General features: G+C 28.4%; 15 protein-coding genes. 14 read left to right on the top strand and 1 reads right to left on the bottom strand.

Annotated elements, in window-relative coordinates:
* Positions 1 to 24: 24 nt before the first annotated feature.
* The 5 genes from ATCC9714_RS16025 to ATCC9714_RS16005 all read left to right on the top strand — a co-directional run bounded on the left by ATCC9714_RS16025 (position 25) and on the right by ATCC9714_RS16005 (position 5,442).
* Entirely contained in the window at positions 25 to 1,203 is a 1,179-nt protein-coding gene (locus ATCC9714_RS16025) for an NAD(P)-dependent malic enzyme (protein WP_057539057.1), read from the top strand.
* Positions 1,204 to 1,335: 132 nt separating this feature from the next.
* A complete protein-coding gene (locus tag ATCC9714_RS16020; protein ID WP_055333197.1) occupies positions 1,336 to 2,040 on the top strand; it encodes a GntR family transcriptional regulator in 705 nt (234 codons plus the stop codon).
* Positions 2,041 to 2,251: 211 nt separating this feature from the next.
* A complete protein-coding gene (locus ATCC9714_RS16015) occupies positions 2,252 to 3,610 on the top strand; it encodes a PTS sugar transporter subunit IIC (protein WP_077065747.1) in 1,359 nt (452 codons plus the stop codon).
* A gap of 23 nt (positions 3,611 to 3,633) precedes the next feature.
* Complete coding sequence (locus ATCC9714_RS16010) at positions 3,634 to 4,944, top strand: 6-phospho-beta-glucosidase (RefSeq protein ID WP_057545888.1); 1,311 nt, start codon at positions 3,634 to 3,636, stop codon at positions 4,942 to 4,944.
* Between the two features lie 138 nt (positions 4,945 to 5,082).
* A complete protein-coding gene (locus tag ATCC9714_RS16005; protein WP_021127807.1) occupies positions 5,083 to 5,442 on the top strand; it encodes a hypothetical protein in 360 nt (119 codons plus the stop codon).
* Between the two features lie 20 nt (positions 5,443 to 5,462).
* Here ATCC9714_RS16005 and ATCC9714_RS16000 read toward each other — a convergent pair whose 3' ends face one another.
* Entirely contained in the window at positions 5,463 to 6,305 is an 843-nt protein-coding gene (locus ATCC9714_RS16000) for a CvfB family protein (RefSeq protein WP_021122585.1), read from the bottom strand.
* Between the two features lie 199 nt (positions 6,306 to 6,504).
* On the opposite strand from ATCC9714_RS16000, the gene ATCC9714_RS15995 reads away from it, so the two are divergent.
* The 9 genes from ATCC9714_RS15995 (at position 6,505) to ATCC9714_RS15955 (ending at position 14,487) form a co-directional block, all read left to right on the top strand.
* Entirely contained in the window at positions 6,505 to 7,239 is a 735-nt protein-coding gene (locus tag ATCC9714_RS15995; protein WP_057545889.1) for a GntR family transcriptional regulator, read from the top strand.
* An 11-nt stretch (positions 7,240 to 7,250) separates the two neighbouring features.
* Positions 7,251 to 8,378 (top strand): N-acetylglucosamine-6-phosphate deacetylase, encoded by a 1,128-nt coding sequence (gene nagA / locus ATCC9714_RS15990; protein WP_057545890.1) that lies wholly within the window; start codon positions 7,251 to 7,253, stop codon positions 8,376 to 8,378.
* A gap of 28 nt (positions 8,379 to 8,406) precedes the next feature.
* Positions 8,407 to 9,156, top strand: coding sequence for a glucosamine-6-phosphate deaminase (nagB, locus tag ATCC9714_RS15985; protein WP_021127811.1), 750 nt, complete (start codon positions 8,407 to 8,409; stop codon positions 9,154 to 9,156).
* A gap of 302 nt (positions 9,157 to 9,458) precedes the next feature.
* Positions 9,459 to 9,998 carry a helix-turn-helix domain-containing protein gene (locus tag ATCC9714_RS15980; protein ID WP_021127812.1) on the top strand — a complete coding sequence of 180 codons (540 nt, stop codon included), beginning with the start codon at positions 9,459 to 9,461 and terminating at the stop codon, positions 9,996 to 9,998.
* 18 nt (positions 9,999 to 10,016) lie between these two features.
* Entirely contained in the window at positions 10,017 to 11,060 is a 1,044-nt protein-coding gene (gene potA, locus ATCC9714_RS15975; protein ID WP_057545891.1) for a spermidine/putrescine ABC transporter ATP-binding protein, read from the top strand.
* Between the two features lie 2 nt (positions 11,061 to 11,062).
* Positions 11,063 to 11,902, top strand: a complete 840-nt coding sequence (locus ATCC9714_RS15970; RefSeq protein ID WP_057545892.1) for an ABC transporter permease — start codon at positions 11,063 to 11,065, stop codon at positions 11,900 to 11,902.
* 98 nt (positions 11,903 to 12,000) lie between these two features.
* A complete protein-coding gene (locus ATCC9714_RS15965; protein ID WP_021127815.1) occupies positions 12,001 to 12,675 on the top strand; it encodes an ABC transporter permease in 675 nt (224 codons plus the stop codon).
* Positions 12,676 to 13,722, top strand: a complete 1,047-nt coding sequence (locus tag ATCC9714_RS15960; protein ID WP_021127816.1) for an ABC transporter substrate-binding protein — start codon at positions 12,676 to 12,678, stop codon at positions 13,720 to 13,722.
* 108 nt (positions 13,723 to 13,830) lie between these two features.
* Entirely contained in the window at positions 13,831 to 14,487 is a 657-nt protein-coding gene (locus ATCC9714_RS15955; protein ID WP_055332974.1) for a glycoside hydrolase family 73 protein, read from the top strand.
* The last annotated feature ends 159 nt before the right edge of the window (positions 14,488 to 14,646 follow it).

Below are 14,646 nucleotides of genomic sequence, written 5' to 3'. Positions count from 1 at the left end.
TCAATTATGAAAGAGGTTAAGATTATGAGTAAAAATTATGCAGAATTAGCGCTTAAGGTACATGAAGAGAATAAAGGTAAAATTTCTGTATGTAGTAAAGTCAAAGTTGAAGATAAGGATGATTTATCAATAGCATACACACCAGGAGTTGCAGCACCCTGTGTTGAAATTTCTAAAGATGAAAGCTTAGCCTATAAATATACTTCAAAAGGTAATATGGTTGGAGTGATAAGTGATGGAACAGCTGTATTAGGACTTGGAGATATAGGAGCTAGTGCATCAATTCCTGTAATGGAAGGAAAGGCTATACTATTTAAAGAATTTGCAAATGTTGATGCTTTTCCAATATGTTTAAATACTAAAGATGTAGATGAAATAGTACGTACTGTAAAATTAATGGAACCTGTATTTGGGGGAATAAACTTAGAAGATATAAGTGCTCCTAGATGTTTTGAAATTGAGGAAAAATTAAAAAAAGAGTTAAATATACCGGTATTTCATGATGATCAACATGGAACAGCTATAGTTTTATCGGCAGCAATAATAAATGCATTAAAATTAATAGATAAAAAACTTGAGGACCTTGAAATAGTTATAAATGGCCCTGGGGCAGCAGGTATTGCAATAGCGAAAATGTTATTAAGTATGGGTGTGAAAAATATTATTTTATGTGGATTAAATGGAGCATTAGAAGAAAATATGGATGATTTAAACTGGGCTCAAAGAGAAATGCTTAAAGTTACTAATATTAACAATGAAAAAGGTTTATTAAAAGATGTAATAAAACATAAAGATGTATTTATAGGAGTATCAGGACCTAACTGTGTAACTAAGGACATGGTAGCTTCTATGAATGAAAAATCTATAATATTAGCAATGGCAAATCCTACTCCAGAGATAATGCCTGATTTAGCTAAAGAAGGAGGAGCATATATAGTAGGAACAGGAAGAAGTGATTTCCCAAATCAAGTAAATAATGTATTAGCTTTTCCGGGAATATTTAGAGGGGCATTAGATGTTAGAGCTAGTGAGATTAATGAAGAAATGAAAATTGCAGCAGCTAATGCTATTGCAGATTCAATAAAAGAAGAGGATTTAAATCCAAATAATATATTACCGAAAGCTTTTGACAGAGAAGTAGCAAAAAATGTAGCAGAAGCTATAAAAAAAGCGGCTATAGATTCAGGAGTAGCTAGAATATAAAGAATAAGAGGATATCTTTTAAGATATCCTTTTATTTATGTGATAGAAAAAATATTAAATATAGACTATAATAAAATGTATATTCATCATGTAAAAATATATATACAAATGTAAAAAGAAGGGGTAATTTAAATGAATGAACCTATTTATAAAAAAATAGAAAATTATATAAAAGATTTAATTCAATCTAAAACTTTAAAGCAAGGAGAATTAATTCCATCTGAAAAACAATTAAGTGAAGAATTTAATGTAACTAGAATGACAGTAAGATCAGCTCTTAATAATTTAGTTAAAGATGGATATATAACTAGACAACGAGGTGTTGGAAGTATAGTTTTAGCTAACAAGGTATATGATAATATATCTGCGGTAAGCGGTTTCACTGAAGAGATGGAAAGCAAAGGATATATAGTTTCTAATATATTAGTTGAATTAAATATTGTAGAAGCTGATGAAGAACTTATGAATAAATTAAATCTTACAGAAAAAGAAAATGTATGGGAGATAAAAAGAATACGACTTGCTAACAATGTAAAACTCTCGTATATGGAAACATATATGCCTGTAAAATTATTTCCTAATTTAAAGAAATCTCATTGTGAAAGTTCACTGTATAATTATGTTGAAAATGAATGTGGATATAAAATTGCTATGTCAGAACGAGAAGTAAGTGCAGTCTTAGCAAATGATGAGCTTGCAGGATTATTAGATTTAACAAAACCAGAAGCGTTGTTATATATAAGTCAAGTTTGTAAACTACAAAATAGTGAGGTGTTTGAATACTCTCATACTTATCACTATGGATATACTTTAACTTTAAGTGCTGTATCTGAATAATCAGATACAGCTTTTTATTTTATATGTAAAATAAAACGGGAAAATGTTTTTATAAAACTATTGAAATGTATATACATTTAAAATATAATATATATAACAATATAAAATATATATAGATTATGAAATTATGTATGTACTAAAAATTAGATAAAGTGATTAATTGAACAACCTAAGAAAACGTTTTGAGATAAAAATAAAAGGAGGAGTAATTATGGGTGCAATAATGAAATTTATGGATAAGTATATTATCCCTGTAGCTGGAAAATTAGGTGCACAGAGACATTTAGTAGCAGTAAGAGATGGTTTCGTAGCAATGATACCTATTACTATGATAGGAGCTGTAGCAACACTAGTAAATAATTTGCCAGTAGAAGCATATAAAAACTTTATGGCAAAAATATTTGGGGAAAACTGGACGATGTTGGGAGCAGATTTATGGTGGGGATCAATTGCCACTATGGCTGTATTTTTAGTTGTTTCAATAGCATATAATCTTGCTAAATCTTATGATGAAGATGGATTACAAGCAGGACTTATAGCATTAGCAATTTTCTTTGTAATGGCACCTCAGGTAGCTGATATAAAAAATGAAGCAGGTAAAATAATAAGTTCTGGATGGGGATTTATTCCTTCGGGATATATATCAAATTCAGCATTATTTTCAGCTATAGTTATAGGATTACTTTCAACAGAAGTTTTTGTTAGATTATCTAAAATAAAGAAAATGACTATAAAAATGCCGGATGGAGTTCCACCAGCTGTAGCTAAATCTTTTGCAAAACTTATACCAGGAATGTTAACGATAGCAATATTTGGAATTATAGGAGTGTTGATAAAGAAGTTCACAGGTGGATTATTCTTAAATGATTTATTAAATACTTATTTAGCAGCACCGCTTAAAGGAATGGCAGATTCATTAGGATCAACGATGTTAGTAACTTTCTTTATACATTTACTATGGACAGTTGGATTACATGGGGCAAATATAGCAATGCCCGTTACCGAAACGTTATTATTAGACTTAGGGGCTGAAAATGCAGCTTTAGCTCAAGCTGGAGCAACTCAAGGTTATCATATTTTTGCAGGATCATTCCTTGATGCATTCGTATATTTAGGTGGGTCAGGTATGATACTTGGTCTAATAATAGCCTTAATAATAGCAGGTAGAAGACGTAAAGATATGATTGCTTTAGGATTAGCGCCATCTTGCTTTAACATAAGTGAGCCAGTTATATTTGGGTTACCAATAGTACTAAATCCAATATATATGATACCTTTTGTACTAGCTCCAGTTATATGCTCAGGAGTTGCATATATGGCTATAAAAATAGGATGGGTAATGCCGGTAATAATGCCTAAGATACCATGGGTTACACCTCCAATACTAGGTGGAATAATGGCAACAGGTCACTGGAGTGGTGGTGTATTAGCAATGATTAACTTATTAATATCAATATTAATTTATATACCATTTGTTATAGCATCAGAAAAAATAGAACAAAGAAAAGGAACATTAACTCCAGTAGAAAGTAATGATGATGATTTTAGCTTTGATGATTTAGAATTATAAAGACTACGATGGGAGATGAAACTATGAAAAAGGGACTTAAGATAGTGACTATAGGAGGAGGATCTAGTTATACTCCAGAACTTGTAGAAGGGTTTATAAAAAGATATGATGAATTACCAGTAAAAGAATTATGGTTAGTTGATATAGAACAGGGGAAACATAAATTAGAAACGGTTGGAAATCTGGCAAAAAGAATGGTAAAAAAAGCTGGAGTTGATATGGAAATTCATCTTACTTTAGATAGGAAAAAAGCATTGAAAGATGCTGATTTTGTAACAACTCAGCTAAGAGTAGGGTTATTAGAAGCAAGAATAAAAGATGAGAGTATTCCTCTATCTCATGGTGTTATAGGTCAAGAAACTAATGGCGCAGGAGGTCTTTTTAAAGCTTTAAGGACTGTACCGGTAATACTAGATATAATAAAAGATGTAGAAGAATTATGTCCTAAGGCTTGGATTATCAACTTCACAAACCCAACAGGTATAATAACTGAAGCAGTATTTAGATATACTAATTTTAAAAATTATATAGGTTTATGTAATGTACCCATAGGTATGAAAAATGGAATAGCTAAATTATTTGATGTTGAGAATGAAAGAATACAAATGGATTTCGCAGGTTTAAATCATATGGTATACGGGTTAAATGTTTCATTAGATGGAAATGATATTACAAATGAAGCTATAGATAAATTTGTACATTCAAAACTATCTATGCAAAATATAAAAGCCATAGAATTTAATGCTGATTTTATTAAAAATTTAGGGCTTATACCTTGTCCATACCATAGATATTATTATAAAACCAAAGAAATGCTAGATGAAGAATTAACTGAGTTTTCAAAAGGTAAATCAAGAGGGCAAGTGGTTAAGGAACTTGAGGATCAATTATTTGAATTATATAAAGATGAAAAATTAGATATAAAACCACCTCAACTAGAAAAGAGGGGAGGAGCATTTTATAGTGATGCAGCTTGCAACTTGATAAGCTCAATTTATAATGATAAACAAGATATCCAAGTTGTAAATACTCTAAACAATGGAGCTATAAGAAATTTCAAAGATGATCAAGCTGTTGAGGTTAGCAGTGTTATAACTAAAAATGGACCGAAGCCACTATCAATGGGATATTTACCAGATGCTGTTGACGGACTAGTAAGTCAAATTAAGTCATTTGAGTTACTAGCTGCTAAAGCTGCTGTATGTGGAGACTACAATTCTGCATACTTGGCACTTTGTATAAATCCGCTAATACCATCTGATGATTTGGCAAAAACTATACTAGATGAAATGATTAAGGCTCATAAAGAATATCTACCACAATTTAATAAATAAAAAAAGTTGTATTTATTAATTCTAAAAAGGGGATGTTTTTAACATTCTCTTTTTAGTTATAAAGATATTAATAATATTAATTTATGGTATAATTATTTAAATATAAAGTTTATAATTTCTAAAATTTGGAGCGAATAGATGAAAAAAAGATATATCATAGTAATATTAGTTTTAATTGTTTCATGCTTTTCATTATTTGTAATAAAACAAAATGAAAAAGATGAAAAAATAGATTACAAAAGCAAAAATTATGAAAAAAAGATTGAGCCTATATCTAAAGAATTAGCAATTAAAGTCTTAAAATCTAAATATGGAAATAAAGTTTCTAATACTGAGGAAGATATAAAGCAGGTTGGAGATGAGTATATAGTGGATGTTCATGTTAGCGTTGAAGATGAAGATGAAGGATCTTTACAAGCTCATGTTCACAATCAGAGTTTAGGTGAACAGAAGATAAACATATATACAGGAGAATTAGTTGAAGAACAAAAAAAGTAGGATAATATCCTACTTTTTTATTAAACTAAACGAGTTCCTTCTTCGTCTTGAGTTATTAAACCTTTTTTCATAAGAACGCCTAAAGTACGTTTAAAGTTCTTTTTACTACAGTTAAAAACAGATGATATATCAGATGGATCTGATTTATCATTATAAGGCATAAATCCTCTTGATGCATTATTTAAATAATTAATTATTTTTGATTCAAGTTCGTTTAACTCTTGTTCTCTACCTTGTCTAGGAGTAAGACCTAATTTTCCGTCTTCATAAACTTTTATTACTTTTAAGTTTAATTCATCTCCTATATTAAGCTTAGTAAAGTATTCATTATTAAGTATAACTCCATCAAATTTATTATCTACACAAACCATAGCACTATCATTTGTTTGGAAACCATAAACTACACCAGTAACAGTATCTCCAACTTTATAGTTTGAATCAGTAGATAAACGATCTTCTATTCTAGTTGTAGCAGCTATTCTATCTGATTTATCTAAATATAAGTAAAATAAATACTTATTTCCTTTTTTTATATCATAATGCTTTGCACTAAAAGGAACTAAAATATCTTTTTCTAATCCTATATTTATAAAATAGCCTATTTTAGTAGCATCAACAACTTCAAAATAACCTATTTCATCAATTTTTCCTAAAGGAGGGTTTAAAGTTGCTGCTAATTTATCTTTTGAATCTTTATATACAAATACGTTAACTTCATCTCCTGGGATTAAAACTTCATAATTTGTAAACTTTTTATGCATGAAAATATCATCGTTAGTATTTCCTGTTTTAGCATCTAAAAAGAATCCAAAATCAGCTTTTCTAGCAATGGTTAATTTATTAAAATCACCTATTTTTATCAATATAATTCACCTCTTTATTTAATATTACAAAATATATATTCTATTATAATACCATATTTATGGGTATCTTATAAATAAAATATAGTTTATATATTTTTTTATAAGAAAAGACTACAAAGTATTGAAGTAATAAGTAAATAATAGTATAATTGGTATATACCAAAATTGGTATATACCATACGAAAAGAGTGGTGGAAAAATGAAGTTAGTAGATAAAAATAGTACAATTCCTCTTCATATACAATTAATGAAAATTATAAAAGAGATGATTGAATCAGGAGAACTTAAGGCTGGAGATTCTATTATGCCAGAGCGTGAATTATGTACGATACAAAATGTAAGTAGAATGACTGTAAATAAAGCAATAGTAAATTTAGTAAATGAAGATTTTTTATATAGAGTACAAGGCAGAGGAACTTTTGTAGCAGTTAGAAAAGAAAAAAATAGATTTTCTAGTATGCAAGGATTTACAGAGGTTATGGAAGAAAAAGGAATTCATATAAAAACAGATATATTATCTTTTGAAGAATCAGAACAAGATGAATATATAAGAAAAGAATTAAAAATATATGATAAAGATCAAATGATATATAGGGTTGAAAGATTAAGGTATATAGAAGATGAGCCTTTTGGTTTAGAAATAAGTTATATACCAAAATATATTTGCAATAACCTGGAAAACGATTTAAAAACTAAAAACTCATTATATTCAATAATAAATGATGTTTATAACCATAAGATGAAAAGGGCTGAGCAAATAATAGAACCTATTATGCTTACTAAAGAAGAATCAAAAATTTTAAAGCAATGTGAAGGTGATTTAGCCTTAAAACTTAAAAGAACTTCTTATATAGATGGAGACATACCTGTAGAATATACTATTTCTATATTTAGAAGTGATAAGTATCAATATGAAATTTTATTAAATGCATAGGGGGTAGAAGAATGAAAGCGATAATAAATGGAAAAATTTTATTAAGAAATGAAATATTAGAGGGAAAAAATATTATATTTGATGACAAGATAATAAATATTACAGATGAGATACCAAAAGACTGTGAAATAATAGATGTAAATAATAATTTTGTATCACCTGGGCTAATAGACATTCACATACATGGGAATATGGGAAAAGATACTATGGAAGGAACTGATGAAGCAATAGATACTATATCAAAATCAATTGCAAGACATGGAGTAACTTCTTATTTGCCTACTACAATGACTATGGATGAAGAATCTATAACTAAAGCATTAGAATCAATAAAAAGAGGGATGAATAGAAATATAAAAGGAGCAAAGGTAATTGGTGCGCATCTAGAGGGACCTTTTATAAATAAAATTTATAAAGGAGCTCAAAATGGAAACTATATAGTAAATCCAAGTTATGAACTTGTAAAGAAATATGAAGATGTAATAAAGGTTATAACATATGCACCTGAAGAAGATAAGAATTTAGAGTTCACTAAGGATATAAAAAGAAATACAAATATAGTTTTATCTATTGGGCATAGTGCAGCGACTTTTATAGAAGCAAGAGATGCGATAAGATTAGGGGCGAGTAATATAACTCATACATTTAATGGAATGACTGGATTAAATCATAGAGATCCTGGAGTTGTTGGAGCAGCATTAACCACAGATACTTACTGTGAACTTATATGTGATACTATACATATAACTAAGGATTTATTTCAGTTTATATTAGATAGTAAAACAAAGGATAAAGTAGTACTAATAACTGATTCCATGGAAGCAGGAGGACTAGAGGATGGAACATACAGTTTAGGAGGTCAGGCAGTTATAGTAAAAGATGGTGCTGCTAGGTTAGAAAGTGGATCTTTAGCAGGAAGTGTTTCAAGTTTAAATAGTATGGTAAGAAACTTTTATAAAAATACTAATTTAAAATTAAATGAAGCTGTTCACCTAGCTTCGCTTAATCCAGCTAGATCAATAGGAATAGATGAATATAAAGGTAGCCTAGATATAGGAAAAGATGCAGATATTGCAATATTCGATGAGAATTTAAATTGTAAAATGACTATTTCAAGTGGAGAAATAATATTTAAATAAAAATTTAAAGGTAAGGTGGATGGGAAATATGAGGATATTAGTTTGTAAAGATTACGAAGAGATGAGTAAAAAAGCAGCACAATTAATTGCAAGTCAAGTTACATTAAAACCTAATTCTATATTAGGGTTAGCTACAGGAAGCACTCCAATAGGAATGTATAGAGATTTAGTTAAGATGTATGAAAAAGGAGAATTGGATTTTTCAAATATAAAAACATTTAATTTAGATGAATATTATCAATTACCAAGAGATAATGACCAAAGTTACTATTACTTTATGCATAAGAACCTATTTAATGATATAAATATAAAAGAAGAAAATATTAATATACCAAATGGAATGACCAAAGACGTAGTAAGTGAATGCATAAATTACGATAAAGCTATTGAAGATATAAAAGGAGTAGATATACAAGTTTTAGGTATTGGAAATAATGCACATATAGGATTTAATGAGCCATCAAATGTATTTATAAAAAATACTCATTTAGTAGACTTAAAAGATTCAACAATAAAAGCTAACGCAAGATTTTTTGAATCAATAGAAGATGTTCCCAAAAAAGCTGTTACTATGGGGATAGGCTCAATATTAGCGGCTAAAAAAATATTGCTATTAGCATCTGGAGAAGGTAAAGCAGAAGCAGTATATAATACTGTACATGGAGAGGTAAACCCTCAAGTTCCTGCTTCTATACTTCAGTTTCATAATGATGTAACATTAATATTAGATGAGGCTGCTGCAAGTAAACTAAATAAAGATGATTATGAGTTAGTATAATCAAAATAAAAAACTGCTATATAGCAGTTTTTTATTTTAAAAAATCTAATTAACGAAATAATGGAAAATAGGTGATTATTTAAAATTAGGCATACTAAACTTTATAAATATTAATATAAACATAAAAAATATAAAAAATCTACAAAAGGTTTAAAATACAAGGTTTTAAAAAAATAAAAAAGAAGTGGAAAAATTCAAAAAAAGTATTGAAATATATGTTCGTATTTTATATAATATGATTTGTTGTTTAGAAATTTTAAACAAAAGGTTTAGTAAAAATGAGTAAAATTGGGAGGTGGACCATGGATATAGGTGAAAAGATAAAGAGATTAAGAATTGAAAAGCAATTAACGCAAGAGGAGTTAGCTAATAGATGTGAACTTTCTAAAGGATTTATATCTCAGCTAGAGAACAACCTAACATCACCATCCATTGCTACACTTATAGATATATTGGAAATTTTAGGTACTAATCTAAAAGAATTTTTTAATGAAATGGATAATGAGAAAATATGTTTCTCAAAAGAGGATATGTTTGAGACGGAAGATGAAGATTTAAAATATAATTTTAAATGGTTGGTTCCAAATTCTCAAAAAAATGAAATGGAGCCAATTTTAATAAGTTTATCTCCAGGAGGACAATATAAAGAAGAAAAACCTCATGAAGGGGAAGAATTTGGATATGTATTGTCTGGTTCTATATACCTACATATCGGGGATAAAAAAAATAAGGTTAGAAAAGGTGAAAGCTTCTATTTTAAACCTAGAGCAAATCATTATATATCAAACGCTGGAAAAACAGAAGCTAAAGTAATTTGGGTGAGTACGCCACCATCATTTTAATTGAAAGAGGTGATATATTTGTTAGAAAATATAATAGAGTTAAGAAACTTATCTAAAAGATATGATGATAATCAAGTATTAGATAATTTAAGCTTAGATATAAAAAAGAATGAATTTTTAACATTATTAGGACCGAGTGGTTGTGGTAAAACCACAACTCTTAAAATAATAGCTGGATTTGAATATGCAGATGAAGGTAAGGTTTTATTCGAAGAAAAAGACATCACAGATATACCACCTTACGAAAGACAAATAAATACAGTGTTTCAAAAGTATGCATTATTTCCTCATATGAATATATATGAAAATATTGCATTTGGATTAAAGATAAAGAAAATGCCTAAAGATGAGATAGATAAAAAAGTCAAAGAAATGCTAAAGTTAGTTGCACTTGAGGGATTTGAGAACAGACAAGTTGAATCTTTAAGTGGAGGTCAACAACAAAGGGTTGCTATAGCAAGAGCATTAGTAAATGAACCTAAAGTTTTATTACTAGATGAGCCACTAGGAGCATTAGATTTAAAATTAAGAAAAGAAATGCAAATGGAGCTTAAAAAAATACAAAAGAAATTAGGCATAACATTTATATTTGTAACTCATGACCAAGAAGAAGCACTTACTATGTCTGATAAGATAATAGTAATGAATAAAGGTAAAATTCAACAAATGGGAACTCCTCAAGACATATATAATGAGCCTGAAAATTCATTTGTAGCAAGATTTATAGGAGAAAGTAATATATTTGATGGAGTTATGCTAGAAGATTACTTAGTTGAATTTTGCTCAACTAAATTTAAATGTGTAGATAAAGATTTTGAAAAAAATGAGAATATAGAAGTTGTCATAAGACCGGAAGATATAAAAATGGTAGAACCACAAAAAGGAATGTTAAAAGGAAAAGTTACATCTGTATTATTTAAAGGTGTTCATTATGAAATCGAAGTGAATGAAAGTGGGAGAAAATGGATATTGCATAATACGCAAAGTGCTATTGTTGGAAGTGAGCTAGGATTAGATATATATCCAGAAGATATTCATATAATGAGAAAAGTGAGTGAATAAATATGAAAAAAAATAAATCTTTCCTTGCTTATCCATACATAATATGGAGTGCGTTATTCATAGTGATACCTTTAATACTTATGGTAGTCTTTAGTTTTACTATAGAAGATGGAAATAAAATTGTATTTTCTCTAGATAACTATCAAAGGTTAATGAACCCTATTTATTTAAAGGTATTTTTACGTTCAATAATTTTAGCTGGAGCATCTACTATAATATGTTTATTAGTAGGTTATCCTGTTGCGTATATAATATCTAAAGCTCATATAAGTAAAAGAAATACATTAATTTTACTATTTATACTTCCAATGTGGATGAACTTCCTTTTAAGAACTTATGCATGGGTTGCTATTCTAGGTAAAAATGGAATATTAAATTCTTTCCTAGGATTATTTGGAATAGAGCCTGTAACATTACTTTATACAAACTTTGCAATATTACTTGGAATGGTTTATAACTTTTTACCATTTATGGTACTACCTATATACACATCATTATCAAAAATGGATAATGATTTAATAAATGCAGCTAAAGATTTAGGGGCAAATAGTTTTCAAGTATTTACAAAAGTTATATTCCCATTAAGTATACCTGGAGTTGTATCAGGTATAACAATGGTGTTTATGCCAGCTGTAACTACATTTGCTATATCTAGATTATTAGGTGGAGGTAAATTTATGCTATTAGGAGATTTAATAGAGCAACAATTTACCGTAGTAGGAGATTGGAATTTTGGATCTGCTATATCTATATTTATGATGATAATAATTTTAATATCTATGGCAATTATGTCTAGATTTGAAGATGATAGTGATAAGGAAGGCGGTGGGTTATTATTTTAAAGAAATTAGTATCTAATGTGTATTTAACGCTAGTATTTTTATTTTTATATGCTCCAATAGTAGCATTAGCGGTATTCTCATTTAATGATTCTAAATCAATGGCCCACTGGGGTGGATTTACATTTAAATGGTATCAACAGCTTATTCATAATGATAGTATTATGAATGCTCTTTATTATACAATTGTAGTAGCTATTATATCTTCTATAGTAGCTACTATAGTTGGAACAATAAGTGCAATTGGAATTCACAAGATGAGAGGAAAAAGAAGAAAGGTAATACTTAATATAAATTATTTACCTGTATTAAACCCTGATATAGTTACAGCTGTAGCTTTAATGAGTTTATTTGTATTCTTAAACTTAGAATTTGGATTTTTAACTATGTTATTATCTCATATAATGTTTAGTATACCGTATGTGATTTTATCTGTACTTCCTAAAATAAAACAACTTCCTCAAAATATAGAAGAAGCTGCAATGGACTTAGGAGCAACACCAATGTATGCTTTAAGAAAGGTAGTATTACCTCAAATAAAGCCAGGTATAGTTTCAGGATTTTTAATTGCATTTACTATGTCCATAGATGATTTCATAATAAGTTTCTTTAATACTGGAAATGGTGTTAGTAACCTTTCAATTGAAATATATGGAATGGCAAGAAGAGGTATAAAACCAGAGATAAATGCATTATCAACTATAATGTTTACCGTAGTATTAATATTATTATTAATATCTAACAAAAAACAATCTATAGTAAGGGGTGATAAGTAAATGAAATTTAAAAAAATATCAGTACTAATTACTATAGGAGCTTTAGTATCTGCTATGCTTACAGGTTGTGGGTCAACAGATTCTAAGAAAGTTTTAAATGTATATAATGTCGGAGATTATATAGATGAAAGTCTTATACCTATATTTGAAAAAAGAACGGGTATAAAAGTACAATATGAAACATATGATACAAACGAAATGATGTATCAAAAGGTTAAAAGCGGTAGTACAAACTATGATTTAATTTTCCCTTCTGATTACATGGTAGAAAAAATGAAAAAAGAAGGATTACTTCAAAAAATAGACTTTAAAAATATACCTAATATAAAATATATAGATAAAAGTTTCATGAGTCCAGTATATGACAAAGATAGTGCATATAGTGTTCCATATATGTGGGGAACTTTTGGAATCTTATATAATAAAAAGTTAGTTCATGAAAAGGTAGATAGCTGGGATATACTATGGAACCCTAAGTACAAAGGAAATATAATGATGTTTGACTCAGTAAGAGATACTATGGGGATAGCATTAAAAAAACTTGGATACAGTATGAATACAACTAACCCTAAAGAAATAAAAGAAGCAATGCAAGAGTTAATAAAACAAAAAGATTTAGTACTTGCATATGTAAATGATGAAGGAAAAGATAGACTTTTAGGTGAAGAAGCAGCTATGGGTATTATATACTCAGGAGATGCAGTTACTTTAATGGAACAAAATCCCAATTTAGCTTATGCTATACCTAAAGAAGGAACAAATAAATGGGTAGATGCTATGGCTATACCTAAGACAGCTCAAAATAAAAAAGAGGCTGAAATGTTTATAAACTTTTTACTAGACCCAGAGATAGCTAAGATAAATGCTGAATATATAGGATACTCTACTCCTAATGTAGGGGCATTAGAATTATTAGATCCTGAAGTGACAAAAAATAAAGTTGCATATCCTTCAAAAGATGTTATGGATAAAACTGAAACATTCAGAGATTTAGGGGATAAAATAAGATTATATGATGAAGCTTGGATACAATTAAAATCAAAATAAAAAATAAAAACTTACTCTAACCTAGAGTGGGTTTTTATTTTTTTATAATAAATAGCATATAATAATTATTATATAATAAAAGTATTATTAAATTGTTAGGAGGCATTTATGGCAAGAAAAAGGAAAAAACTTTTAAATAGGAAACTGAGGCTTAGACCAAGAACAAAAAAGAAAATTATTATGTATTTAAAGAAAGTAACTATAATAACTTGTATAATTTTATCTATATACATAGTATTTGATATAAATAGATATGAGGAAAGAAGTATAACTAGAGAAGATGTAAGAGTCGATGAAAATAGATTTCAATTTATAAAAAAAATTGAGAAAGAAGCTAAAAAAAGTTATAAAAAGTATGGAGTTTTGCCATCAATAACTGTTGCTCAAGCTATTTTAGAATCCGGATGGGGGCAATCTGAATTAACTCAAGGTAGTAACAATGTATTTGGGATTAAGGCTGATGAAAGTTGGAGAGGAAAGATGGTAGAAGCTAATACAAGTGAAAATTACAGTGATATGGTGATTGCTAGATTTAGAAAATATAATTCTATAGAAGAGTCAATTAAAGATCACGCTAAATTTTTAAGTGAGAATAATAGATATAGAGAAAATGGTTTATTTGATGGGAAAACTTATAAAGAACAAGCTCAAGCTCTAGAAAATGCAGGATATAGTACTAAAAAAAATGAGAATGGAGAACTTATATATGCAGATATGCTAATAGATTTAATTGAAAGATACAACTTAAATTTAATGGATAAATAAAAAATATAAAAAAACTGTTGACTTATAAAAATTATAATGATATTATTATACATGTGCTCGAGAGAGCCGAAGAACTTTGAAAATTAAACAGTAGGTTAATTATAAAAATTCTTTTTAAAGAATTAAACAACAAACAACCAAGCCAGATATTCAGATAAT

Source organism: Paraclostridium sordellii, assembly GCF_000953675.1.
GTDB classification, from domain to species: Bacteria; Bacillota; Clostridia; order Peptostreptococcales; family Peptostreptococcaceae; genus Paraclostridium; species Paraclostridium sordellii.
Note: the sequence above shows the minus strand (reverse complement) of the source record. Positions and strands in the feature narration are given on the sequence as shown.

Coding starts and splice junctions, on each gene's coding strand:
- ATCC9714_RS15960 (WP_021127816.1), top strand. CDS start 12,676: ATGAAATTTAAAAAAATATCAGTACTAATTACTATAGGAGCTTTAGTA.
- ATCC9714_RS15955 (WP_055332974.1), top strand. CDS start 13,831: ATGGCAAGAAAAAGGAAAAAACTTTTAAATAGGAAACTGAGGCTTAGA.
- nagB (WP_021127811.1), top strand. CDS start 8,407: ATGAGGATATTAGTTTGTAAAGATTACGAAGAGATGAGTAAAAAAGCA.
- ATCC9714_RS15970 (WP_057545892.1), top strand. CDS start 11,063: ATGAAAAAAAATAAATCTTTCCTTGCTTATCCATACATAATATGGAGT.
- ATCC9714_RS16010 (WP_057545888.1), top strand. CDS start 3,634: ATGAAAAAGGGACTTAAGATAGTGACTATAGGAGGAGGATCTAGTTAT.
- ATCC9714_RS15980 (WP_021127812.1), top strand. CDS start 9,459: ATGGATATAGGTGAAAAGATAAAGAGATTAAGAATTGAAAAGCAATTA.
- ATCC9714_RS15995 (WP_057545889.1), top strand. CDS start 6,505: ATGAAGTTAGTAGATAAAAATAGTACAATTCCTCTTCATATACAATTA.
- nagA (WP_057545890.1), top strand. CDS start 7,251: ATGAAAGCGATAATAAATGGAAAAATTTTATTAAGAAATGAAATATTA.
- ATCC9714_RS15965 (WP_021127815.1), top strand. CDS start 12,001: ATGGCCCACTGGGGTGGATTTACATTTAAATGGTATCAACAGCTTATT.
- ATCC9714_RS16025 (WP_057539057.1), top strand. CDS start 25: ATGAGTAAAAATTATGCAGAATTAGCGCTTAAGGTACATGAAGAGAAT.
- ATCC9714_RS16015 (WP_077065747.1), top strand. CDS start 2,252: ATGGGTGCAATAATGAAATTTATGGATAAGTATATTATCCCTGTAGCT.
- ATCC9714_RS16005 (WP_021127807.1), top strand. CDS start 5,083: ATGAAAAAAAGATATATCATAGTAATATTAGTTTTAATTGTTTCATGC.
- ATCC9714_RS16020 (WP_055333197.1), top strand. CDS start 1,336: ATGAATGAACCTATTTATAAAAAAATAGAAAATTATATAAAAGATTTA.